This window comes from Agrobacterium sp. CMT1 (assembly GCF_037203725.1).
Lineage (GTDB): Bacteria > Pseudomonadota > Alphaproteobacteria > Rhizobiales > Rhizobiaceae > Agrobacterium > Agrobacterium pusense.
Window position 1 is genome coordinate 120,435 of sequence record NZ_JBBCAR010000001.1, and the last position, 19,788, is coordinate 140,222.

The 19,788-nt window shown below is 60.2% G+C and carries 21 protein-coding genes; 9 read left to right on the forward strand and 12 right to left on the reverse strand.

What is annotated here, in order from left to right; genetic code table 11:
• Window positions 1-35 precede the first annotated feature (35 nt).
• From WA845_RS00705 to WA845_RS00720, 4 genes are all read right to left on the reverse strand, one after another.
• Entirely contained in the window at window positions 36-416 is a 381-nt protein-coding gene (locus WA845_RS00705; protein WP_337322146.1) for a YkvA family protein, read from the reverse strand.
• 67 nt (window positions 417-483) lie between these two features.
• Window positions 484-1,092, reverse strand: a complete 609-nt coding sequence (locus tag WA845_RS00710; RefSeq protein ID WP_112553498.1) for a methyltransferase domain-containing protein — start codon at window positions 1,090-1,092, stop codon at window positions 484-486.
• Window positions 1,093-1,126: 34 nt separating this feature from the next.
• Window positions 1,127-1,951 (reverse strand): class D beta-lactamase, encoded by an 825-nt coding sequence (gene blaOXA, locus WA845_RS00715; RefSeq protein WP_112553496.1) that lies wholly within the window; start codon window positions 1,949-1,951, stop codon window positions 1,127-1,129.
• A 170-nt stretch (window positions 1,952-2,121) separates the two neighbouring features.
• Entirely contained in the window at window positions 2,122-2,601 is a 480-nt protein-coding gene (locus WA845_RS00720; protein WP_112553494.1) for a YcgN family cysteine cluster protein, read from the reverse strand.
• A gap of 253 nt (window positions 2,602-2,854) precedes the next feature.
• Here WA845_RS00720 and WA845_RS00725 point away from each other — a divergent pair, with 253 nt between their 5' ends.
• The 3 genes from WA845_RS00725 to WA845_RS00735 all read left to right on the forward strand — a co-directional run bounded on the left by WA845_RS00725 (window position 2,855) and on the right by WA845_RS00735 (window position 8,153).
• Window positions 2,855-5,047 carry a PBP1A family penicillin-binding protein gene (locus tag WA845_RS00725; RefSeq protein ID WP_162719114.1) on the forward strand — a complete coding sequence of 731 codons (2,193 nt, stop codon included), beginning with the start codon at window positions 2,855-2,857 and terminating at the stop codon, window positions 5,045-5,047.
• A gap of 342 nt (window positions 5,048-5,389) precedes the next feature.
• Window positions 5,390-6,832, forward strand: coding sequence for an alginate export family protein (locus WA845_RS00730; RefSeq protein WP_112553492.1), 1,443 nt, complete (start codon window positions 5,390-5,392; stop codon window positions 6,830-6,832).
• A gap of 25 nt (window positions 6,833-6,857) precedes the next feature.
• Window positions 6,858-8,153: a serine hydrolase gene (locus WA845_RS00735; protein ID WP_162719124.1), complete on the forward strand. Its 1,296-nt coding sequence runs from the start codon at window positions 6,858-6,860 to the stop codon at window positions 8,151-8,153.
• A gap of 244 nt (window positions 8,154-8,397) precedes the next feature.
• On the opposite strand, the gene WA845_RS00740 is transcribed toward WA845_RS00735, so the two are convergent.
• Window positions 8,398-9,297, reverse strand: a complete 900-nt coding sequence (locus WA845_RS00740; RefSeq protein WP_112553488.1) for a LysR family transcriptional regulator ArgP — start codon at window positions 9,295-9,297, stop codon at window positions 8,398-8,400.
• A gap of 100 nt (window positions 9,298-9,397) precedes the next feature.
• Here WA845_RS00740 and WA845_RS00745 point away from each other — a divergent pair, with 100 nt between their 5' ends.
• The 3 genes from WA845_RS00745 (at window position 9,398) to WA845_RS00755 (ending at window position 11,245) form a co-directional block, all read left to right on the forward strand.
• Window positions 9,398-10,006, forward strand: a complete 609-nt coding sequence (locus WA845_RS00745; RefSeq protein ID WP_004440685.1) for a LysE/ArgO family amino acid transporter — start codon at window positions 9,398-9,400, stop codon at window positions 10,004-10,006.
• A gap of 110 nt (window positions 10,007-10,116) precedes the next feature.
• On the forward strand, window positions 10,117-10,704 hold the full coding sequence (locus WA845_RS00750) for a DUF1214 domain-containing protein (RefSeq protein ID WP_004440683.1): 588 nt from the start codon (window positions 10,117-10,119) through the stop codon (window positions 10,702-10,704).
• The gene (locus WA845_RS00755; RefSeq protein WP_004440682.1) at window positions 10,697-11,245 is read left to right on the forward strand and encodes a DUF1254 domain-containing protein; all 549 of its coding nucleotides are present in this window, start codon (window positions 10,697-10,699) and stop codon (window positions 11,243-11,245) included. Before WA845_RS00750 ends, WA845_RS00755 begins: the two co-directional genes overlap by 8 nt.
• A 20-nt stretch (window positions 11,246-11,265) precedes the next feature.
• Here WA845_RS00755 and WA845_RS00760 read toward each other — a convergent pair whose 3' ends face one another.
• Window positions 11,266-11,454: a hypothetical protein gene (locus WA845_RS00760; protein WP_004440680.1), complete on the reverse strand. Its 189-nt coding sequence runs from the start codon at window positions 11,452-11,454 to the stop codon at window positions 11,266-11,268.
• Window positions 11,455-12,007: 553 nt separating this feature from the next.
• On the opposite strand from WA845_RS00760, the gene WA845_RS00765 reads away from it, so the two are divergent.
• Entirely contained in the window at window positions 12,008-12,943 is a 936-nt protein-coding gene (locus tag WA845_RS00765; protein WP_202049000.1) for a DUF2336 domain-containing protein, read from the forward strand.
• A 73-nt stretch (window positions 12,944-13,016) separates the two neighbouring features.
• Here the strand turns inward: WA845_RS00765 and WA845_RS00770 are convergent, their stop codons facing one another.
• The 3 genes from WA845_RS00770 to WA845_RS00780 form a co-directional block, all read right to left on the reverse strand.
• Window positions 13,017-13,373, reverse strand: coding sequence for a DUF1491 family protein (locus tag WA845_RS00770; protein WP_045532458.1), 357 nt, complete (start codon window positions 13,371-13,373; stop codon window positions 13,017-13,019).
• Window positions 13,374-13,553: 180 nt separating this feature from the next.
• Window positions 13,554-14,456, reverse strand: coding sequence for a peptidoglycan-binding domain-containing protein (locus tag WA845_RS00775; RefSeq protein ID WP_022555835.1), 903 nt, complete (start codon window positions 14,454-14,456; stop codon window positions 13,554-13,556).
• Window positions 14,428-15,960, reverse strand: a complete 1,533-nt coding sequence (locus WA845_RS00780; RefSeq protein WP_112553486.1) for an ATP-binding protein — start codon at window positions 15,958-15,960, stop codon at window positions 14,428-14,430. The genes WA845_RS00775 and WA845_RS00780 overlap by 29 nt, the downstream gene beginning before the upstream one ends.
• A 487-nt stretch (window positions 15,961-16,447) precedes the next feature.
• Here WA845_RS00780 and WA845_RS00785 point away from each other — a divergent pair, with 487 nt between their 5' ends.
• Together WA845_RS00785 and WA845_RS00790 are read left to right on the forward strand one after the other, a co-directional pair.
• Window positions 16,448-16,873 (forward strand): DUF5330 domain-containing protein, encoded by a 426-nt coding sequence (locus WA845_RS00785; protein WP_112553484.1) that lies wholly within the window; start codon window positions 16,448-16,450, stop codon window positions 16,871-16,873.
• Between the two features lie 179 nt (window positions 16,874-17,052).
• A complete protein-coding gene (locus tag WA845_RS00790; RefSeq protein ID WP_112553482.1) occupies window positions 17,053-17,469 on the forward strand; it encodes a SufE family protein in 417 nt (138 codons plus the stop codon).
• Window positions 17,470-17,472: 3 nt separating this feature from the next.
• Here the strand turns inward: WA845_RS00790 and WA845_RS00795 are convergent, their stop codons facing one another.
• From WA845_RS00795 to ros, 3 genes are all read right to left on the reverse strand, one after another.
• The gene (locus tag WA845_RS00795; RefSeq protein WP_112553480.1) at window positions 17,473-18,300 is read right to left on the reverse strand and encodes a DUF6456 domain-containing protein; all 828 of its coding nucleotides are present in this window, start codon (window positions 18,298-18,300) and stop codon (window positions 17,473-17,475) included.
• Window positions 18,293-18,715 carry a helix-turn-helix domain-containing protein gene (locus WA845_RS00800; RefSeq protein WP_004440668.1) on the reverse strand — a complete coding sequence of 141 codons (423 nt, stop codon included), beginning with the start codon at window positions 18,713-18,715 and terminating at the stop codon, window positions 18,293-18,295. The genes WA845_RS00795 and WA845_RS00800 overlap by 8 nt, the downstream gene beginning before the upstream one ends.
• A gap of 480 nt (window positions 18,716-19,195) precedes the next feature.
• Window positions 19,196-19,624, reverse strand: a complete 429-nt coding sequence (gene ros / locus WA845_RS00805; protein ID WP_004440665.1) for a MucR family transcriptional regulator Ros — start codon at window positions 19,622-19,624, stop codon at window positions 19,196-19,198.
• Window positions 19,625-19,788: the final 164 nt, after the last annotated feature.

Consider the following 19,788-nt stretch of genomic DNA (forward strand, 5'->3'; position numbering starts at 1 on the left):
CGAGACCCTATGTAGGGCTTCCCATGATGGGAAGGTCAAGGGAAGAAGACATTTTTTGCCGCAAACAAAATCGTGAACGACGCCGCCAGCCACAGGGCGATGAATATGGCAGCAGCCACGCGGCTGACGGGACGGGATTGCGCGGCCGCGGCCGTCAATCGATGTTCCGCCAGCAATGGCGGCGGCACAAGACGCACCGCAAGGAGGATGCCGAGCGGGACGATGACCAGATCGTCGAGATAACCGATAACGGGAATGAAATCCGGGATGAGATCGATCGGTGAAAGCGCATAGGCGGCAACCAGCATCGCCACCACTTTGGCCAGAAGCGGCGTGCGTGGATCGCGTGCGGCAAGATAAAGGGCGTGAACGTCACGCTTGATGGATTTCGCCCATCGCTTGAGCTTTTCGAGCATGGGAAAGTCCCTGAAACATCCGGCCTGTCGATCCTATGCGTGATCCCCGGGGACTATGCAATGGTCTCTATGATACGATCCGCCTGGCGAGATAGATCGTTGCCCCACCGCATTGCGGATCGTTGAGGACGTGATCCAGAAGCCGGAATCCATGCGTGGCCAAAAGGCCTTCGTAATCTTCACGCGCGAGGCTGGCGTGATAAAGTGGCTTGCCCTGAAGGGTACCGATTGCTTCGCCGTGCACTGGCCCGGCAGTGAACATCAGGGCCGCACCTTCATTGGCATGCTGGCGGAAGATACCGAACATCCGGCGCTGATCCTCGGGACACAGGTGAAAAAAGCTGTGCCAGGCAATCAGCCCATCGAAACGGCGGCCGAGGGCCAGTTCGCGCATATCGGCAACCACCCAGAGTTTTTCCGGAAAGCGGCTGCGGCAAAGTTCGATCAGCGGCAGCGACGCATCGATGCCCGTGAGGTCATAACCGTTGGAGATGAAATAGCCAGCGATCGGCTCACCCGAACCGCATCCGATATCGAGAATGGAGCCGCCATCGGGCAAAAGCGAGGTGAACCTCTCCAGCCAGGGTTTTTCGACAAGGGAACGACCGCGCTGATTGTCAAAATCAGCACCGTGCTTGGTATAGAGCTTGATGACATCGCGAGAGGCATCCGACATATGCTGATGTCCTTTCCCGTGTGAGGGCCGTCGCCTACCTGTGCACGGCGAGCCGCGGGATATCGCGCAGGAAGGCATCGCGCACGGCGGGGCCGAGCGGCTCGTTTGACGGCTTGTCGGAAACACGCAGCCTTGCGAAGACGATGTGCTGGCCTTCACGCTCCGCCCAGCCGACGAACCAGCCGAAGGGGCGGTTGCGGTCGGAATTGCCCTTTTCGTCACGCATGTAGCCGGTTCCGGTCTTGCCGTGCACGGCCCAGCTTTCCGGCGCATCGAAGACCGGTACGATGGCGCGCGTCTTGGCCTGCGCATCGCGGGAGAAAGGCAGATTGCCGGCAAGCAACCGGCGAAGGAAACCGACCTGCTCCACCGGCGAGATGGTGAGCGACGCCCCCAGCCAGGAATGGGTGAGTCCATTGTTCTTGCCAGGCTCGCCCGATACATCGGCATTACCGTAACCGAGACGCTTCACATAGGCGGCGAACTTTTCCGGGCCGAGGCGGCGGGTGATTTCGCGCGAATACCACAGCACCGAATCCTGCTCCCAGATGGTCGGGTCGACCGTCTTACGGTCGGCGGCGCGCGCCTCCGTGCCAGGTTTCCAGTCCCAGGCGGGCGATTTTTCATCCTGGAGAATACCGGCATCGTAACCGATAAGCGCCAGCGGCACCTTGAAGGTGGAGGCTGGCGCCACCCGCTGGTCGCAGGCGCCCTGCTGGTTGATGATGGCGCCGGTCTCGATTGATGTGACCAGCGTGCATTCGAAGGCCTGGGGCTGTTGCTGGGCGTCAGCGGAAAACGGCAGGAGCCCCGGAAGGGCAAGGCATGAAAGAAAGATGGCGGGCAGCCGGTAGCGCATGCGTTTTGATGTCCCTCGTCCGCTTTTGCGGATCAATTGCCGGAATGGCCGGAAGCTGTCTTTGATTTCAGACAAGTCATAGCCCGAAACCGTGACACGTTTTCGGATGACATGCCTTTAGGAGGCTGATGGGGCAGGAATAGGACCAAAACGAAAATTGCCGTTTTTCATCACGTCCGCTCCTTTTCTCCCGCCCTTTCGCCGACCGTCAGCGGCCAGTCGACCACATAATCCTCGAAGTCGTCAACATCCACATCGGCCTCGCTGACGGTGCGGCGGCGCGCGGAAATGCCGGCCTGATGCACTGTTTCGGTATCGCCGGAGACGAGATAATGCCACCAGTAGAGATCCTTGCCATCGCGCACCAGCGCATAGGCGCAGGTGGGCGGCAGCCAGCCGATCTCGTGAACCTTCTTCAGGTCAAGCTGGATACAATCAGGCACGGTGGCACGGCGGTTCTCGTAATCCGAGCATCGACAGCTCTCGCCGTCGAGCAGCACGCAGCGGACGGAGGTGAACACCACTTCGCCGGTGTCCCAGTCCTCCAGCTTGTTGAGACAGCACAATCCGCAGCCGTCGCACAGGCTTTCCCATTCCTCGCCGGTCATCTCTGTCAGCGATTTGGTTTTCCAGAACGGCGCGTCATTCATCGTTAACATTTCCGTTTCATTTTGATCTCTTGGACGGGAGTGTTTAACCGGTCCCTAATCCTTTATATCGTATCGCCAAGGGCTGGTTTGTACGATATTTTAGCATATTGGCAGGCGGCGAAGGGGTCATTGGCCCGCGAAAGGCCGCCACGTCAAGCACTTCCGACATAACCATGCCACGGTTTTGCGTCGGGAATGGATTGAAGCGCAGAATATCGACGGTCGCATTGCCTTAAACAGGAAATATCGCCAGGTGCAGGAAGAAAAAGACGATAAAAAAGGCCGCAAAAAACGGCATATCCTGCTCCGGATCGATAGCTTCATCGACTCCGGCCTGTGGACGGCTGCGGCAAGGCTGGTGGATTTCTGGGAAGATATCACCATCGCCTCGCGCAAGCTGCATGTCCGCGGCTGGAAGAAGCTCCTCGTCAATCTCACCTGCGACGCGCTGACCTTTGGAACGGCGGGATCGGTCGTGCTTCTGGCGCTTGCCATGCCCGCTTTCGAGGAAACCAAGAAGGACTGGCGTTATCGCGGTGACTTCGCAGTCACCTTCCTCGACCGATACGGCAACACCATCGGTCATCGCGGCATCATCCATGAAGACAGCGTGCCGATCGACCAGATGCCTGATCATTTCATCAAGGCGGTGCTGGCGACCGAGGACCGGCGCTTTTTCGACCATTTCGGTATCGATTTCATCGGCCTTGCCCGCGCCATGAGCGAAAACGCCCGCGCCGGCGGCGTGGTGCAGGGCGGCTCGACGCTGACGCAGCAGCTCGCCAAGAACCTCTTCCTCACCAATGAACGCTCGCTGGAGCGCAAGATCAAGGAAGCCTTCCTCGCGCTGTGGCTCGAGACCAACATGTCGAAGAAGGAAATCCTGAGCCTTTATCTCGACCGCGCCTATATGGGCGGCGGCACCTTTGGTGCTGCTGCGGCCGCGCAGTTTTATTTCGGCAAGAACCTCACCGACGTGACGCTTTCGGAATCCGCCATTCTGGCCGGGCTTTTCAAGGCGCCGGCGAAATATGCACCGCATGTCAACCTTCCGGCGGCGCGTGCCCGCGCGAACACCGTGCTTTCCAACCTCGTGCAGAGCGGGCTGATGACCGAGGGGCAGGTGGTCGGCGCGCGCCGCAACCCCGCCACCGTCATCGACCGCGAAGACGTGAAGGCGCCGGATTATTTCCTCGACTGGGCTTTTGACGAAGTGCAGCGGCTGGCCGCCGCGGGCAAGTTCAAGGATCACACCGTCGTCGTCCGCACCACCATCGACACCGGCCTGCAACAGGCGGCCGAACAGGCGATGGAAATGGGCCTGCGCGAACTCGGCGAAGGGTATCGCGTCAAGCAGGGCGCGATGGTGATGATCGAAAATGGCGGTGGCGTGCGCGCCATGGTGGGCGGCCGCGACTATGGCGAAAGCCAGTTCAACCGCGCCACGGCGGCGCTGCGCCAGCCGGGTTCCTCCTTCAAGGTCTATACCTATTCGGCCGCCATGGAAAAAGGCATGAAGCCGGAAACGCTGATTTCCGACGCGCCGGTAACCTGGCGCGGCTGGTCGCCGCAGAATTACGGCCGCTCCTATGCGGGTAAGGTGACGCTGCAGATGGCGCTCGCCAAGTCCTACAATACCGTGCCGGTCCGGCTCGCCAAGGACGTGCTCGGCACGCAGGTCATCGTCGATACCGCCAAGGCGATGGGTGTCGCCACGCCGCTGCGCAGCGACAAGACCATCCCGCTCGGCACATCGGAAGTGACGGTACTGGATCAGGCCACCGCCTATGCCGTTTTCCCGGCTGACGGCATGCAGTCGCGCCGCCACGGCATCGAGCAGGTGCTGGATTACGAGGGCAATGTTCTCTACGATTTCAGCCATGACGAGCCGCCCGCCAAACGCGTGCTGTCCGTAGACGCCAATTCGAAGATGAACCAGATGCTGGTGACCATTCCCGTGATGGGTACGGCGCGGCGCGGTGCGCTTGACAATGGCATCGTTTCCGGCGGCAAGACCGGCACTTCACAGGCCTATCGCGATGCCTGGTATGTGGGCTTTACCGGCAACTACACCACCGCCGTCTGGTTCGGTAACGACGATTTCACGCCGATGAACAACATGACCGGCGGTGCGCTGCCCGCCATGACCTTCAAGCGGCTGATGGACTATGCCCATCAGGGCATGGAGCTGCGCCCCATCCCCGGCATCCAGAACCCGCTGCCGACCGGCGCCCGACCGCAGCCTTCTGCGGAAGTGGCAGCCGCAGCCAGCAGCACACCCGCCCTGCCGGCCCTCACCCGTCCCCGCTCGCTCTCGGCCGAGGCGACCCGTGTAATCCGCTCCATCGGGCGGAAGATGAAGGAAGCCACGGCGCTGAATGTGACGACGCAGAAGGTGGCGGATGCCGCCATCCGCGATAACAAAGACGAAGCCGCGCGGCGTTAGGGTGTTTCAGTATCCCTATAAGGTATCGTGAGACTCTAGAAGGAATAACAGGCGGAATCCTGCACGTTTAAACAATCCTTGGTTGCCTCCATGACCGGGATGGTCGATCTGCCATCGACGAAAATGAGGTGCGAAACCAATCCAGGCTTCTCCTGCCTACGAATAATATAATAGTATTTTACGGCAATTCCTACCCAAACCGTCTTTATCCGAGCCTTTCAAGACGTAATATTCCGCAATATTGTTTTTACACTTCAAGATTGAATGGACCTAGCCAGTCAATTCATGTCTAAGTGGGTGCGGTTATCTCTTGTGCGATAACAGCGCGCCCCGGAGGACGGCATGAATGATGCGGCGGAAACGCGCGCGGCGGCGGTTGCTCTCCTCGCCGGACTGTGGTTTGCAGCGGATGCGGCACATGCGCAGGACCCCATGCTGCTGATCGACGAGCCGGGTTTTGAATTGCGCCTGTATTTTCAGGCCGGCATCAATGCCGTTACCGAACAGAACCTGTTCTGGAACTTTGCCGATCGATTTGCGCCGGACGCCGGCTTCGACAGCGACACGCGCTGGCTTGAGGGCTATTTGATGCCCGGCATCGGTTTTACCGCCGACGCCGGCGACCGGCTTCAGGTCTATGGAAAAATCTCGGCCGTTGCCTCCGGCACGCTCGGCACCGACGCCTTCGATGCCGGTGGCACGGGCGCCGTGACACTCGAAAACGGCTATCTCGGCCTGCGCTCGAAGGCGGAGAGCGGCCCGTTCTTCGATATCTCCCTGGGGCCGCGTCCGTTCAAGACGGGAACGGGCATGCTGATTGCCAATGGCGGATCAAGCGGTTTTGAGCGTGGCGCGTTGAAACTAGGGCCGAGAAAGGCTTGGGAGCAGGCGGCGATCCTCCGGCTCGGCAAGGATGACCTGACGGCCACGGCCTTTTTCATCGACGCGAATGAATTATCCGACAAGGACAGCGGAACGAAGATCGTGGGAGCGGATCTGCGTTATGAACCGCAAGAGGGTCGATATTTCGGCGTCACATTCGGCCATGTGCCGGAATCCGGCTCGCCTTACCCTCGGGCCGCGGCTGGCGGCATCGGCGCGCCGGTCATCATGCCGGGTGCGCGCGAGGGCTTGAGCTTCATCAACGCCTATACCCGTACCAATCCGTTCGATGTGCCATTGCCGGGATTTTTCATCGGCGGCGATATCGCCTATCAATGGAATCCCGACATCGACCTTGCAGCCTGGGGCGGCCGCGCCCAGATCGGCTATGCTTTCGAAGATATTTCATGGATGCCGACGATCGCCTATAGCTACCAGAGCTTCTCCGGCGACGATCCTTCAACCTCGCGTCTCGAACGCTTCGATCCGCTGTATTACGAGGGCAATCCGAGCGCATGGTCGACGGGCACGAAGTCCTCGATGATGTTTCTCAATTCCAACGTCAATGCGCATCAGATCAGCCTGCAGGTGAAGCCAACGCAGGCCGATACATGGACGCTGCGTTACGCGCATATCCGCGCCAACGAGTTGGATAGCCCTATCCAGTTTGGACAGGGCACGCGGCTCGACGACATTGACGGCACGCCCACCCCCGTTGCGGGCGTCGGCAACCGCCATCTCGCCGATGATCTCTATCTGGAATATTCGCGCATCATCAATGCCAATACCTATCTCACCGCCGGCGTCAGCATTTCATTCCCTGGCAAGGGCATGGATTCCCTGACGGCAGAGCGTTCGCCGAACTGGCTTGGAGGTTTCGTCAATGTCATCGTCAATTTCTAGAACCCTGCCCGTCCTTCTTGCAGCCATGGTGCCTGTTCTGGCTTACCCCTATGCCGCTGCCAGTCAGCAAGCCGCGCCGCTTTCAGCCGAGCAGTCGGACCCGCTGAAGCTCGGCTGGATGCAGGGCTTTCCGCCGCCGGAAGACAAGATCATCCGCTTTTCGGACAACGACTATTTCAACTTTCCGAAATTGCGCTGGACAGTGTGTCACTTCCGCCAGCTGATGCCGACGGTCAATGTCAGCCGTGGGCTCGGCGCGCCAGCGGCCCTTGAGCGCAAGCCCGACCCCGCCATCGACGCCGTGACCTTCCGCCCGACCGGCGGTGAGCAGGACATGACCTGGCTGCAATCGCTTTCGGCCAACTATACCGATGGCATCGTCGTGCTGCACAAGGGAGTGCTTGTCTATGAGCGCTACTCCGGCTGCCTCAACGATACGGGGCAGCACGGGGCGATGTCGGTAACGAAATCGCTGACCGGGCTTCTGGGCGAGATGCTGGTTGCCGAAGGGACGCTGGACGAGAATGCCAAAGTCGCGACCGTCGTTCCCGAACTTGAAAAAAGCGCGTTCGGCGATGCGACGATCCGGCAGGTGCTGGATATGACGACCGGCCTGCGTTACAGCGAGGACTACGCCGATCCTAATGCCGACGTATGGACATATTCCGCCGCCGGCAATCCGCTTCCCAAGCCCGAGGGTTACGAAGGCCCTCGCAGCTATTTCGACTATCTGAGGACGGTGGTGAAGCAGGGAGAACACGGTTCCGCCTTCGGGTACAAGACCATCAACAGCGATGCGCTTGGCTGGATCATTGCCCGCGCCTCGGGAAAATCGGTTGCAAAGCTGCTTTCCGAGCGCATCTGGAGCCGGATGGGCGCCGAACAGGACGCCTATTACACCGTCGATTCCACCGGCACGCCTTTTGCCGGCGGCGGGCTGAATGCCGGCCTGCGCGACATGGCGCGCATCGGCCAGCTGCTACTCGACGGCGGTATGATGGGCGGCGAGCGGCTCATTCCCCAAAAGGCGATCGACGCCATCCGTCAAGGCGGCGACAAGGCGGTTTTCGCAAAAGGCGGATATCCGGCGCTGCAGGGTTGGAGCTATCGCGCCATGTGGTGGATCACCCACAATGCCAACGGCGCTTTCATGGCGCGTGGGGTGCACGGCCAGGCGATCTATGTCGATCCCGCGGCCGACATGGTCATCGCACGGTTCTCGTCGCATCCTGTTGCCAGCAACGCCGCCAACGATGCGACATCCTTGCCAGCTTATGAGGCTGTGGCCCGTTATTTGATGGAACGGGCGGGGAAGCAGTGAGGGCAGAGCGGTGAAGTCGGGGCGAATCGACTGAAGTTTTCCGTCGGAGTGTGTGGCTCACCCCCCTCTGTCCTGCCGGACATCTCCCCCACAAGGAGGGAGATCGGCAAGACGCTCTACCGCCACTTCAATCTCAAACGTTGAGATGGGCGAGACCTGGCCTCGGGTCGATCTCCCTCCTTGTGGGGGAGATGTCCGGCAGGACAGAGGGGGGTAAGCCGCACGCTCCATGCTCCGCGATGCCTCACACCAACAACGTCGCCCTAGCCGTCCCCACCACCATATCTGTCAACCCCGCCAGCCTTTCCGCCGCAAGCCGGTTAACCTGCCAATAGAGCGGGATATCGAGCGGCGTGCCGGGAACGACCTCCATCAGCCGCCCTGCCTGCAAATGCTCCCCCACCAACTGAACCGGATTGAGCCCCCAGCCCATGCCGGCAAGGCTCGCCTTCACAAATCCATCGGTCGAAGGCAACCAGTGCGTCGGGTAGGCAATGTCTTCACCCAGCACCTCCCTTACCCAGCTCGCCTGTAGCCGGTCCTTCTGGTTGAAGGTCAAGCCCGGCGCGCAGGCGAGCGTCGCTGATGTTACTCCTTCGGCAAAATGGCGGGTCATGAAATCCGGGCTGGCGGTGGCGTGGTAACGCAGCACGCCCAGCGGCGTTACCCGGCAGCCCTGCACCGGCTTGTCATGGGCGGTCACGGCGGCGAGCACCCTGCCCGCGCGCAGCCATTCCACCGTGTGATCCTGATCGTCGACGGCGATATTAACGAGATAATCGCTGCTACCGGTGAATTTCGACACCGCATCCAGAAACCATGTGCCCAGGCTGTCGGCATTGGTGGCGATGTTGAGCGTCACCCGCTCCTGCGCCGCTCCCGCTTCCGCCAAGGCCGGTAGCTGGCGGAACAATTCGCTTTCCAGCATGCCGACGTGATCCATGTGACGGCAGAGCCACTCACCCTTTTCCGTTGCAACGCAGGGGTTACCGCGCACGATCAACACCACGCCCAGCCGCTCCTCCAGTTGCTTGACACGCTGGGAAACGGCCGATGGCGTGACATGCAGTGCCTGCGCCGCCTTTTCAAAGCTGCCGGTCTGAACAACCAGCGCCGCAGCGCGCATTGCGGGATAGTCCAACATTAGTAGCTCTTATCCTGACTGAGATTGTTTAATTTGATTAATCTGTCATGGGGAAATATCCAAGCCCTGCTTCATATCATTTCGACAAAGAGCGGTAGGCGTGGACATCCAGATCTTCTTTACCGGCCTCACCATGGGCCTCAGTCTCATCGTCGCCATCGGCGCGCAGAATGCCTTTGTGCTGAAACAGGGGCTGGCGCGCTCGCATGTGTTTGCCGTCTGCGCCACCTGTGCGATATCGGACGCGCTGCTGATCACCGTCGGCGTGTTCGGTTTCCAGCGGATCAGCGCCATCATGCCGGCGCTTGATCCCATCATGCGTTATGCCGGCGCCGCCTTCCTCATCTGGTATGGTGCCAAAAGCCTGCACTCGGCTTTGCGTTCGTCGGAAGCGCTGTCAGTGGCCGAGCGACGGGAAGCGAGCCTGTGGCAGACGCTGGCCATCTGCCTGGCCCTCACCTTCCTCAATCCGCATGTCTATCTCGACACGGTCGTGCTGCTCGGCACGATTTCCACGCAGTTTCCCGGCTTTGAAAAGACCTTTGCCGCAGGGGCGGCCACCGGCTCGCTGCTGTTCTTCTTTTCGCTGGGCTACGGAGCGCGCTGGCTGCGACCGATCTTCGAAAAACCTTCCGCCTGGCGCATCCTCGAAGGCGTCATCGCCATCACCATGTGGGCCATCGCCTTCAAGCTCGTCATGGGCGCATAGGCCAGGAATTTCGCGCTCCAGTCACTTTCACGAGGACTAAACAAGCCGCGCCATTTTCCAAACAGGGAATCAGTGATAGTCCTCGACCTGTTCATAAACGGGAAAACAGCGTGTTCCGAGTTCCATTCCTTGTCGGCATCGCCCTTCTGATCGCCTTTGGCGGCGGTATTGCCGCAACGCTCGCGGCACTTGAAGCGACCTCCGGTTTCGGTTCGATCCGTATCGGTTCCTGGGACGCGTTTCCGGAAGCGCAGACGATCGAGGCCGATCCTTATGCCAAGTCGCACCGCGCTGACGCCGGCAAGCTGCTTTACGGAACGGCGGAGGGGCTGGCCTTCACCGCGTCCGTCGACAGCGAGGGCCAGCGCCTGAGCGGCGAATGCCGCTACCGGCTGGCCGGGGCTGTGCCACCAGCACGTTTCTGGACGCTTTACACCGCCGATCAGCAGGGCAATGTGCTGGCTGAGGATGCCGGACGGCCATTCGCGCTCAATTCCCGCACGCTTCTGCGCAGCGCCGATGGCGGCATAGACATCACCATTGCTCCGGATGCCCAGACCTATAACTGGCTCGCGGTGCCTCAGGGACAGACCTTCAAGCTCGTCCTGACCCTGCTCGACACGCCTGTGGCCGGCAGTTCCGGCCTGATCGACATTTCCATGCCGCAGATCCGCAAGCTGGGGTGTGGCAATGCTTAGGGTCCTGCTCGCCATCGTCACCGGTCTCGTCGGCGCGGCCGTGCTGCATGTCATCATTCTCCTGGCGATACCGCACTTCAGCAATCGCGACGCCTATACGCGGGCAGTGGCGGAAGGAAAACCGCACCTGTTCCATCTGCTTGAAGAAACGACGGAAAAAAAGACGCTGGGCAGCGGCGATCCCTTCATGCGGGTGGCCGTATGCACCTTCAATATTGAGGAACAGCCGATCCGGCTGACCGCCATCGGGGCCGTGCCCTTCTGGTCCGTGGCGGTTTACGACAAGGCCTCGAACGAGGTGTTCAGCATGAATGACCGCACATCCGCCGCCGGCGTCATGGATATTCTGGTGGCAGATGCGGTGCAGATCGCCGCCATCCGCAAGGCGCAACCGCCCGCGCTTTCACAGGCAATTCTGGCGGAATCGGATCAGACGGAAGGATATGTGGTTTTGAGGACCCTCGTACCGCAGCCGAGTTTCGGCGAAGAGGCGGAACGGTTCCTGAACGAGGCAAAGTGCCAGCCGACGCCGTGGAAATAACCGCGGCTTATTTTTATTAATCAGGATTTCAAGGCGGTTTCCGGTGCGGATTTGCCCTTGCGCGCAACCTTGCCTGCCGGCTCGCTGTCGCGTTTCTCATAACGAACGCCGGTGAACAGAACCACTTTCGCGGGGCCGATCATCGTGCTGACCACGCCTGCGGGACGCAGGCTTCGTCGGGCGTCAACAAGTGGAATAATGTCTGCCATGCTCTTCTCCTCTTCGGGAGTCAATGTTGCCCATGGGAACCGCGCAAGCCTCGTCTTGCGTCGGGAATTTCATCACCATCACATTGCGCATAATCCAGCCCACAGGCTGGTTTTCGCATATCCCTGAAAACCATCGCGGGTTTTAACGCTGGGCTATGCGGACATTCAGGCATCAGACGCCGGTTCGGCTCTTATTCCGGATTTCAGAATAACATGGAATCCTAATACTGCCCATGAAATTACAAACAGACAGAGGTTAATGATCCGTTAACCCTAATGACCGGGTGGCGTTTTCTCCTTTGCCGAGCCACACCCGTTGAAAACAAAGGCGAGGCCGCAAAGTTCCGCGGCATTTTCCCCACCACACGATTTAAAAATTTGCCTGTTGATATTGGCGGTTTCTCTCTTGGCGGCACCCATAGTTAACAGGACGTCAACGGATTTGCTCTAAATTGAACCGATATTGTGTTTGCGTTTGTTGGGTAGTGCGTTGACCGACCGGTTTCGAGAACTTGAGAGGCCAAGAGCCGTGAGGAAGAAAGATGTGGTGCTGATGGCCACCGTGACGAATTTCGAGAATGTTCCCCTTCCGTCAAAAACGGATCTCCGGCAATTCGCCGAACTTTTCATGCCGCTTTTTAATGCCTCCACCGATGAAGCCAAGCGGGAGGCAATTGCCGCCCTTTCGCAGCACCCGAACGTGCCTTCCGCGGTTGCCTTCTTCATTGCCTGCCAGCCGATTTCGCTTGCGGCTCCTTTCCTCATTGCCTCGAAGTGCCTCGACGACGACACGCTCATCACCATTGCCCGCACGCAAGGGGCCGCCCACGCACGCGCCATCGTCCGGCGGGAGGACCTCTCCCCCACCGTCATCGACGCGCTCGTGGGCCTGCGGCACATCGAAGACCTCAAGCGACCGCAAGAGGAAACGCCTGCCACTGAACCGCCGGCAGCGGTGAGCATCGAAGCGCCGAAGGCGGAAGTGAAGACGGACAACATCGCCGCGGCTTCCGCGCTCGAAGAGGAAATGCGCCAGCGGATCAAGCAGATGGCGCGCCATCTCAACCGCCCGGAAAGCGATGTCCTCGGCCTTCGCCGCCTCAGCGAGGTGCAGGACGCGCTGCTGGTGCGTTTTGCCCGCGAACGCAATGCGCGGCAGTTCGCGGTGGCGCTGGCAGATTCCCTCTCCTCCAGCTACTGGCTGTCGGAGCGCATCATGCTCGATATATCGGGCGCGCAGCTTGCCACCACGCTGACCGGCCTCGGCATGGAATTTTCCGAGGCCGCCTTCGTCTTGCAGTGCTTCTATCCGCATCTTTCCGCCGCGGAAGGCGATATGAGCCGGGCGGAAGCCCTGCTTGACCGTCTCAACACCGTGGAATGCGAAGAGCGGCTGGAAAGCTGGCGGCGCGCCGACAGCTACACCCATGGCCGCGAGCGGCCGGGCCGTAGCGCACCGGCTGCGCAGAGAACCGGGACGCAGGGTTAAGCGGGCTGGCCTTGCATCTTCAGTAGTGCGAGGTCATTCGCGCATGGAGAACCGGATTCCACTTTCCCTGGTTCTAGGCTTTGGGCTGATCCACCAGCGTCAGCAACGTTCCGATGTCATCGGTTTCGATCTCCACGACCCACAGGTCGCTGTCGAACCGCCGCTCCCTTTCCAGCAGGGCAGCACTTTCCTCGCCCTCGACACCGGCCAGACGCGTTTCGAAACGGCGCTCGGCGCGGATGATGTCCTCGTCCTCAGCGAAACTTTGCGGGGCGGGTCCATAGAGGTTCTCGCGGCCGTCACGCAGCCGCTGGCGAACGAAGATAGCGCCCGCCTCCTCCGCACCCTTCTTTTCGACAGCGGCAAATCCACCGGCAGCGAAGACGCGGCGGATGAGGGCTGAGACGAACATTTCGGATTTGAGGCGCATGGGTTTGCTTTCGATTTTTGCGCTGCCTAGGTGGGCGGGGTTTCGATGTTGATTTTTAAGCTGACGAAGGTGTGCGTGGCTTTACCCCCCTCTGCCCTGCCGGGCATCTCCCCCTCAAGGGGGGAGATCGGCAGGGCAGAGGGGGGTAGAGCCACACACGCCCCACGCTGCCGTCAAAACCTAAAGCGCCCCGATCGACTTCAACTTCTTCAGCACGGCCTCACTCGGCTCGCCGGTTTCCGGCAGACGGTAGTGTTTTTCGAACGCCCTGATGGCATTGCGGGTCTGCTGGCCAGCCACGCCGTCCACCTTCACGTCGGCATAGGCGATATTGATCAGCCCCTGCTGGATCTTGGCGATGAGATCGCGGCTTGCGGGTTTCGCGGCGCTGTTGAGGGAGACCGGTTCGGCCTTGGGATGCGGCGCTTCCGCCTTGCGAATGGCGGCGGCAACGGGGTCGATTTCGACACCGCCGCTGCTATCGGCAGGCCGGTCCTTCGGGATCGCGGCAACCGTTGCGCCATCGATCCTGAGCGCCGCCAGCACCCGGCTTGTCGGCTCGCCGGTCTGTTCCATGCCGAGAGTTTCTTCAAAGAACATAATGGCGGCGGCCGTCTTCGGTCCCATGCGACCGTCCGCCTCGCCCTCATAAAGCCCGCGCTTCTTCAGTTCGCCCTGAATGTCGGCGACGATCTGCTGCGGTTTCTGGCTTTCGGCGACGGGTTGCGCCGGCGTTTCGGCCGCAGGCTGCTGCTGTGCCGTTTCCGTTTCTGCCGGGCGCTCTATGCGGAATGTGGTGACGTTGCCATGGGTGCCGAGTGGTTCGGCCGGGCGGTAACCGGCGATGCCGTTCGGGTTTTCCGCATCGCGCGTGCGCAGGAAGGGCGACGGGTGCACACCAGGCTGGTACCAGAGCGCATTGGCGGCGACAAAACCGAAGACGACCGCGAAGGCACCGCAGCCGCCCACCAGTTTCGGATGGCGCAGGATTTCGCGCCCGATGGCCGAAACCACCAAGGAAACAATCCCGGCGCCAATCTGGGCCGTTGTTTTCTTAGGCGATTTTCGCTTTCGCGGGGCCATCGTCACCGTCCTTTCTCATTTTCGCGGCGATGTCGCCAAGCTGCCGAATGCGCGGTGGGAACTCCACCATGCTTTCGGCGTCAGCGCTTTCGCCGCCACCCGCCATGCCGGAACCATCGGCAGGCAAAGTGATCGTTACGACCGTCCCCTCGCCGGGCTTGCTGGCGATGGCGAATGTGCCGCCATGCAGAGCCACGAGCCCCTTGACCAAGGACAATCCCAGACCCGTGCCTTCATAGCGACGGGTATATTCATTCTGAACCTGCATGAAGGGCTGGCCCAGCAGTTCAATCTTGTCAGACGCGATGCCGATGCCGGTGTCGCTTACCGTCAATTTCAGCATTGCGCCTTCGCGCGCAGCGTCGATCGATACTACACCACCGGCATCGGTGAATTTTATGGCATTGCCGGCGAGGTTAATGAGAACCTGACGGATGGCGCGCTGATCGGCCGAGATTTCACCGATGCCGCGCTGGATGCGGCTGGTCAGGGTCAGGCCCTTTTCTTTCGCCTGAAGGCCGAGCATGGCTTCGCAGGACGAGATGGTTTCCGCAATCGGGAAGCTTTCCATCATCAGCTCGTAACGGCCGGCCTCCAGCTTGCTCATGTCGAGCATGGTGTTGACGACGGACAGAAGATGGGCGCCAGACTGGCGGATGAGGCCGACATATTCCCGCTGACGGTCGTTCTCCAGCCGTCCGAAATATTCGCCGGCGAGAATATCGGAGAAACCGAGGACGGCATTGAGCGGCGTGCGCAGTTCATGGCTGACGGCAGCGAGGAAACGCGACTTGGCGTCATTGGCGGATTCCGCCTCGGCTGCCTTGCGGGCGACATCGCGGCGCAGACGCTCCATCTCGGTAATATCGGTGAGCTGGGCGACGATGCGGCGCAGGCGACCTGTCGCGCCGCGAATGGCGGTCATCTCGATACGGGCGTGCATGAATTGCGCCTGGCGCGATTTCGCACCGGTCTCGAAGCGGAGTTCGGCGGTTGCCCTGTCCTCACCCTGCCGCAGGACGTCGAAAGCCTGCATCAGTTCGATACGATCGGAGACATAGACATATTCAACGAGGATATGTCCTTTGCTGGCTTGAAGGTCGGCCGGGAATGCCGCGCAATCGCGACCGGACACGTGTTCGACGAAGCCGGTTTCACCGATCACCAGCACCAGACCCGGCACCTGCGATGCCGCGATCAGATCGTCGTTCACCGAGGAAACCGAATGAGCGGATGCGCCGTGCGCAGAATGGGAGAAGGCGATCAGCAGGGCGGCGGCGGCCAGAAACAGCGCCAGCACCAGGGCCGCACCGATGGGCAGCGCGATGGCGGGGCTGACGACGAGGCTGAAAATGGCTGGTACAACCACAAGGCCAACGGCGCTGAAGGCAATCAGCCAGCGCAGGCGCGCAACGGTCCCGGCGCGCCTTTCGGCGTCCTCTTCCATGCGCGCAAGCCATCTGCCCGCTGCATGGTCGACCAGTGCGACCGCTTTTTCTCTCATATTACGCAATACCAAACCCGAATCCTGAAGGCGGTTCCAACGGCTCCGACAATAGAAGGCGGCGGCTTAAGGAATGGATAAAAAGAATGGGCTGAAAAGCCCGTCAAATGCGTGACAGTCCCATTACGGGGCATTTCCAGGAAGCTTTGCCAATCATGGTTAATGACGGGTAAGCGACGGATTTCGCTTCATTTTTGCCATCGCGTTAACTTTTGCGGCAGAGCTTTTCGCCGCTTTCGCCCGGAACGCGCGGCCTCTGTCGCAATTATGCTTAACATGGACCGTTAAAATGCGAGTGAACTGATGGCCACCGCCCCGATCCGAGCAGAATAGATACAATTTGAATTAAATTGCGCCGCTTTTTGCAATCGGCTGTTCGCCGGTCGTCTGTAGGTTGTTCACAAGCCCGAAAAACGGGAAAAAGGCCGATGACCCGAAACCGGGCGGGGCTTTCGAAAACAAAGATCATCTGGCAGGGTGTCTGACAATGTGGTTTCTGATCAAAGGAACATTCTGGTTTTCGCTGGTACTGGTGGCGCTGTCCTATTTCGGCAGCAGCAACGATCCGGCCAAGGAACCTTCGGCCTTCGATATTCCCAGCGCCGTTTCGGCTGCCGGCGAGGCCTATCGTTATGTCAGCGCCATCTGCACCGAAAAGCCCGATGTCTGCATCAAGGGCGCCGAAACCTTCCATGCGCTGGGCGAAAGGGCAAAGGAAGGCGCAAAGGTTGCCTATGAACTGCTGGACAAGCAGCTTGCCTCCGGGGACAAGCCCGCCGATGTTGCCGACGTTGCGGCAGAAGCCGAAAAGCTTGCAGCGGCACCTGTTGTCAGCGTCGAGTTTCCCGCAGATGCCGACATGCTGAAGACCGGCACCGTCATTCCCCTGCCGCAGAAGCGCCCTGCTCCCTGATCCTGCCGGCCACTGCGCCCGCCTTTATTGCGGATGGAGATTTCCTTCCGCCACTGCCTGCCAAACTTGCCCACGGAACCTGTTTTCCGTGGGCTTTTTCGTGGGCTATGGTTCAAAACCGACCGCACTTCACCTATATCGTGACGAAGACCTGCAATAACGGATGATACGGCGCACAAATGGCCTCTCTCGAAACGATCCTTGACGACTTTGCTTTCCTCGATGACTGGGAGGATCGCTATCGTTATGTCATCGAACTCGGCAAGGCGCTGCCCGATCTGTCTGAAGACAAGCGCACGGCTGAAAACAAGGTTCAGGGGTGCGCCAGTCAGGTCTGGCTCGTCAGCCATAGCGACGGCGCCGAAGACCCTCTCCTGACCTTCGAGGGCGATTCGGATGCGCATATCGTGCGCGGCCTCGTCGCCATCGTGCTTGCGGTCTATTCCGGCAAAAGGGCCTCCGAAATCGCCGGTCTCGACGCGATCGAGGTTTTCGACAAAATAGGGCTCGTGGAACATCTGTCGTCGCAGCGCGCCAACGGCCTGCGCTCGATGATCAAGCGTATCCGCGAGGAAGCCCGGCTGCTTACCGCCTGAGATTTATCGCGTCATCGATGGGCGATAATCAGCATCGCCCCAATGGTGTTCTTTCCTGCCTGCACGGGTTGCAGTCGGCGCGTAGTGGCGGGCCAGCGCCAGCAATGCGGCACGCAGCAGCAATTTTGCCGAACGCGCCGGCCATTGCCTCTCGCGTTCCACCGTCTCCAATCCCTTTTCGAAACAGCAGATATCGATAGCCACGCCGGATAATTCAGGCCCCATCGCCTCGGCTGCGCGGGAAAACCGTGTTCTTGCGGCCATTGCTGCCTCGGTGAGTTCGAGCGCGCCTCCCGCCTCACCCTTTGTGCGGCTCGCCGTTCTGGGTTCCCATGTTGCCGTCACCCTGGGATTGAGGTGGCCGCGATGAAAATCGGCGGCCAGCCGCTCCCCTGCCTCCAGCGCATCCGGTGGAAAGAATGCCGCGCCGTCGCGCTCCTTCAGCCTTGAAAGGCTGATCAGCTGCGAGGTGTTGAGGTTACGCCTGGCCGACTGCTTCGCATCGCCGATATCCACGACAACCGTCTGCATATCCCGATGCTGCTCCTGAAAAATCTCGGCGCGGTCTTTTGCCATTGCGCGTTTCAGGTAGGAGGCGAGCGGCGGCGCCGCATGAAGGGTGTTTTCCCGCTGCTCGACCAGCCCGGACGAAACGGCAAGCCGCACCGTCGCGGCCGGAAGCCGCAGTGCGGGATGCCCTGCCCGCCCCCGGCGCAGCACAATATCGCCCCCCTCCGGGGACATCTCGGCCGCGCCGGCGGCGATGCACCGCAGCAGCCGCAATAGATGAGGATCGGAGGAGGCAGCCGGCATAGGTTTCGTCTCAGTCATCCCGGCCCCCTGTCATCACGTTGACGATACTGCCGGTAAGCCGCTCGAGCGTGGCGACAAACTCGTCAAATGCCGGTTCGTCCCGTCGGTCCTCGACCACCTGGCAGGCATGGCCGACCGTCGTCCTGTCCCGGCCGAAGCAGGGTCCAATATCCGACATGGGAATGCCGAGCTGCACATGGCACACATACATGGCGATCTGGCGGACGTGGCACTCCATGCGCCTGATATCGCGGCGCACCGGTGTTCGCTCACCCGTCAATCGCACCATCTCCCCGGTGAGTTGCCGCACCAGACGGCAAAGACGGGAAATGTCATCCCGCCCGCCCGCAGACGGCCACGAACGAAAGGGACGATCACGCACCCGCAGGCAAGGCCGCGCGGCAGCAGGCAGAAACACGGTATCCGACGGCATATGCAACTCCTCTACGAATAGGAATTAATTCATACACCTGAGGAGAGGCCTGGGGAAGCGCAAATTTTGCGATGGAGTTCAGGCCATTGACATGGCTTGATTTTCTCGAAAGTGACGGACGTAATTGAGGATTTTTTTCCTCATCCGATATTGCGCGAGACGAAAAAAAGCCGATCTCCACGCTGGCTGGGGGGTGATGATTTTCACTGGAGAGTGGATGATGGCAAGCAGCGGCGCCCGCAGGCTTTCGCCGCGTAGCATCCGGCGTGCAGCGCAATAAGGTTCCCTATCGCGAAAGGGTTGTTTCTCACGGAGCGGATACGACGTTGATGGCGGCCTTATGATGCTCGGCTTCGTTCCCGGGGAACGGCACGCCAAGGCATGGTCTTCAATCCCGAAAACAAAATCGGCCGGTCTAAGGACCGGCCGTATTAACTTGCGACTTCCGGCTTTCACTGCAAGCCGGACTGTCTTCGAAAATCAGCGGTTGGCCTTGCGGCGCTGACCGAGACCCATTTCCTTGGCGAGCCGCGAGCGGGCTTCGGCATAGGCGGGCGCAACCATCGGATAATCGACCTGCAGGTCCCATTTTTCGCGGTATTCTTCCGGCGTCATGCTGTGATGCGTCGTGAGATGGCGCTTGAGCGACTTGAAGGAGCCGCCGCATTCCAAACAGACGATATGATCGTCCTGAACCGACTTGCGGACAGAGACGGCCGGCTTCTGCTTTTCAACATTGACCGCTACCGATGCCGGCGCGGACGTTCCGCTGAGCGCCGTGTGAACATCCGAAATAAGGCCGGGAAGCTCCGTTACCGGGACGACGTGGTTGCTAACATAGGCAGCCACAATATCCGCCGTCAGTTCGACCAGCAGATCCTGGGCGTTACCGTATGCAGTTTCCGTCATTTAAGTATCTCCTGTTAGTGATCCCCTGACACGGGCGAACGCCGCATCGAGCGATGTGAAGTTACCGGTGCCCCCACCTTCGCCCTGTTGAAACCAACGTGAAATCTACCCCTAGATTTCAAGCGAAAACCGGAAACGTATTGGTCCGAGATTCAACTTATGAC

Coding starts and splice junctions, on each gene's coding strand:
- WA845_RS00705 (WP_337322146.1), bottom strand. CDS start 416: ATGCTCGAAAAGCTCAAGCGATGGGCGAAATCCATCAAGCGTGACGTT.
- WA845_RS00710 (WP_112553498.1), bottom strand. CDS start 1,092: ATGTCGGATGCCTCTCGCGATGTCATCAAGCTCTATACCAAGCACGGT.
- blaOXA (WP_112553496.1), bottom strand. CDS start 1,951: ATGCGCTACCGGCTGCCCGCCATCTTTCTTTCATGCCTTGCCCTTCCG.
- WA845_RS00720 (WP_112553494.1), bottom strand. CDS start 2,601: ATGAATGACGCGCCGTTCTGGAAAACCAAATCGCTGACAGAGATGACC.
- WA845_RS00730 (WP_112553492.1), top strand. CDS start 5,390: ATGAATGATGCGGCGGAAACGCGCGCGGCGGCGGTTGCTCTCCTCGCC.
- WA845_RS00735 (WP_162719124.1), top strand. CDS start 6,858: ATGGTGCCTGTTCTGGCTTACCCCTATGCCGCTGCCAGTCAGCAAGCC.
- WA845_RS00740 (WP_112553488.1), bottom strand. CDS start 9,297: ATGTTGGACTATCCCGCAATGCGCGCTGCGGCGCTGGTTGTTCAGACC.
- WA845_RS00755 (WP_004440682.1), top strand. CDS start 10,697: ATGCTTAGGGTCCTGCTCGCCATCGTCACCGGTCTCGTCGGCGCGGCC.
- WA845_RS00760 (WP_004440680.1), bottom strand. CDS start 11,454: ATGGCAGACATTATTCCACTTGTTGACGCCCGACGAAGCCTGCGTCCC.
- WA845_RS00765 (WP_202049000.1), top strand. CDS start 12,008: ATGGCCACCGTGACGAATTTCGAGAATGTTCCCCTTCCGTCAAAAACG.
- WA845_RS00770 (WP_045532458.1), bottom strand. CDS start 13,373: ATGCGCCTCAAATCCGAAATGTTCGTCTCAGCCCTCATCCGCCGCGTC.
- WA845_RS00775 (WP_022555835.1), bottom strand. CDS start 14,456: ATGGCCCCGCGAAAGCGAAAATCGCCTAAGAAAACAACGGCCCAGATT.
- WA845_RS00780 (WP_112553486.1), bottom strand. CDS start 15,960: ATGAGAGAAAAAGCGGTCGCACTGGTCGACCATGCAGCGGGCAGATGG.
- WA845_RS00785 (WP_112553484.1), top strand. CDS start 16,448: ATGTGGTTTCTGATCAAAGGAACATTCTGGTTTTCGCTGGTACTGGTG.
- WA845_RS00790 (WP_112553482.1), top strand. CDS start 17,053: ATGGCCTCTCTCGAAACGATCCTTGACGACTTTGCTTTCCTCGATGAC.
- WA845_RS00795 (WP_112553480.1), bottom strand. CDS start 18,300: ATGACTGAGACGAAACCTATGCCGGCTGCCTCCTCCGATCCTCATCTA.
- WA845_RS00800 (WP_004440668.1), bottom strand. CDS start 18,715: ATGCCGTCGGATACCGTGTTTCTGCCTGCTGCCGCGCGGCCTTGCCTG.
- ros (WP_004440665.1), bottom strand. CDS start 19,624: ATGACGGAAACTGCATACGGTAACGCCCAGGATCTGCTGGTCGAACTG.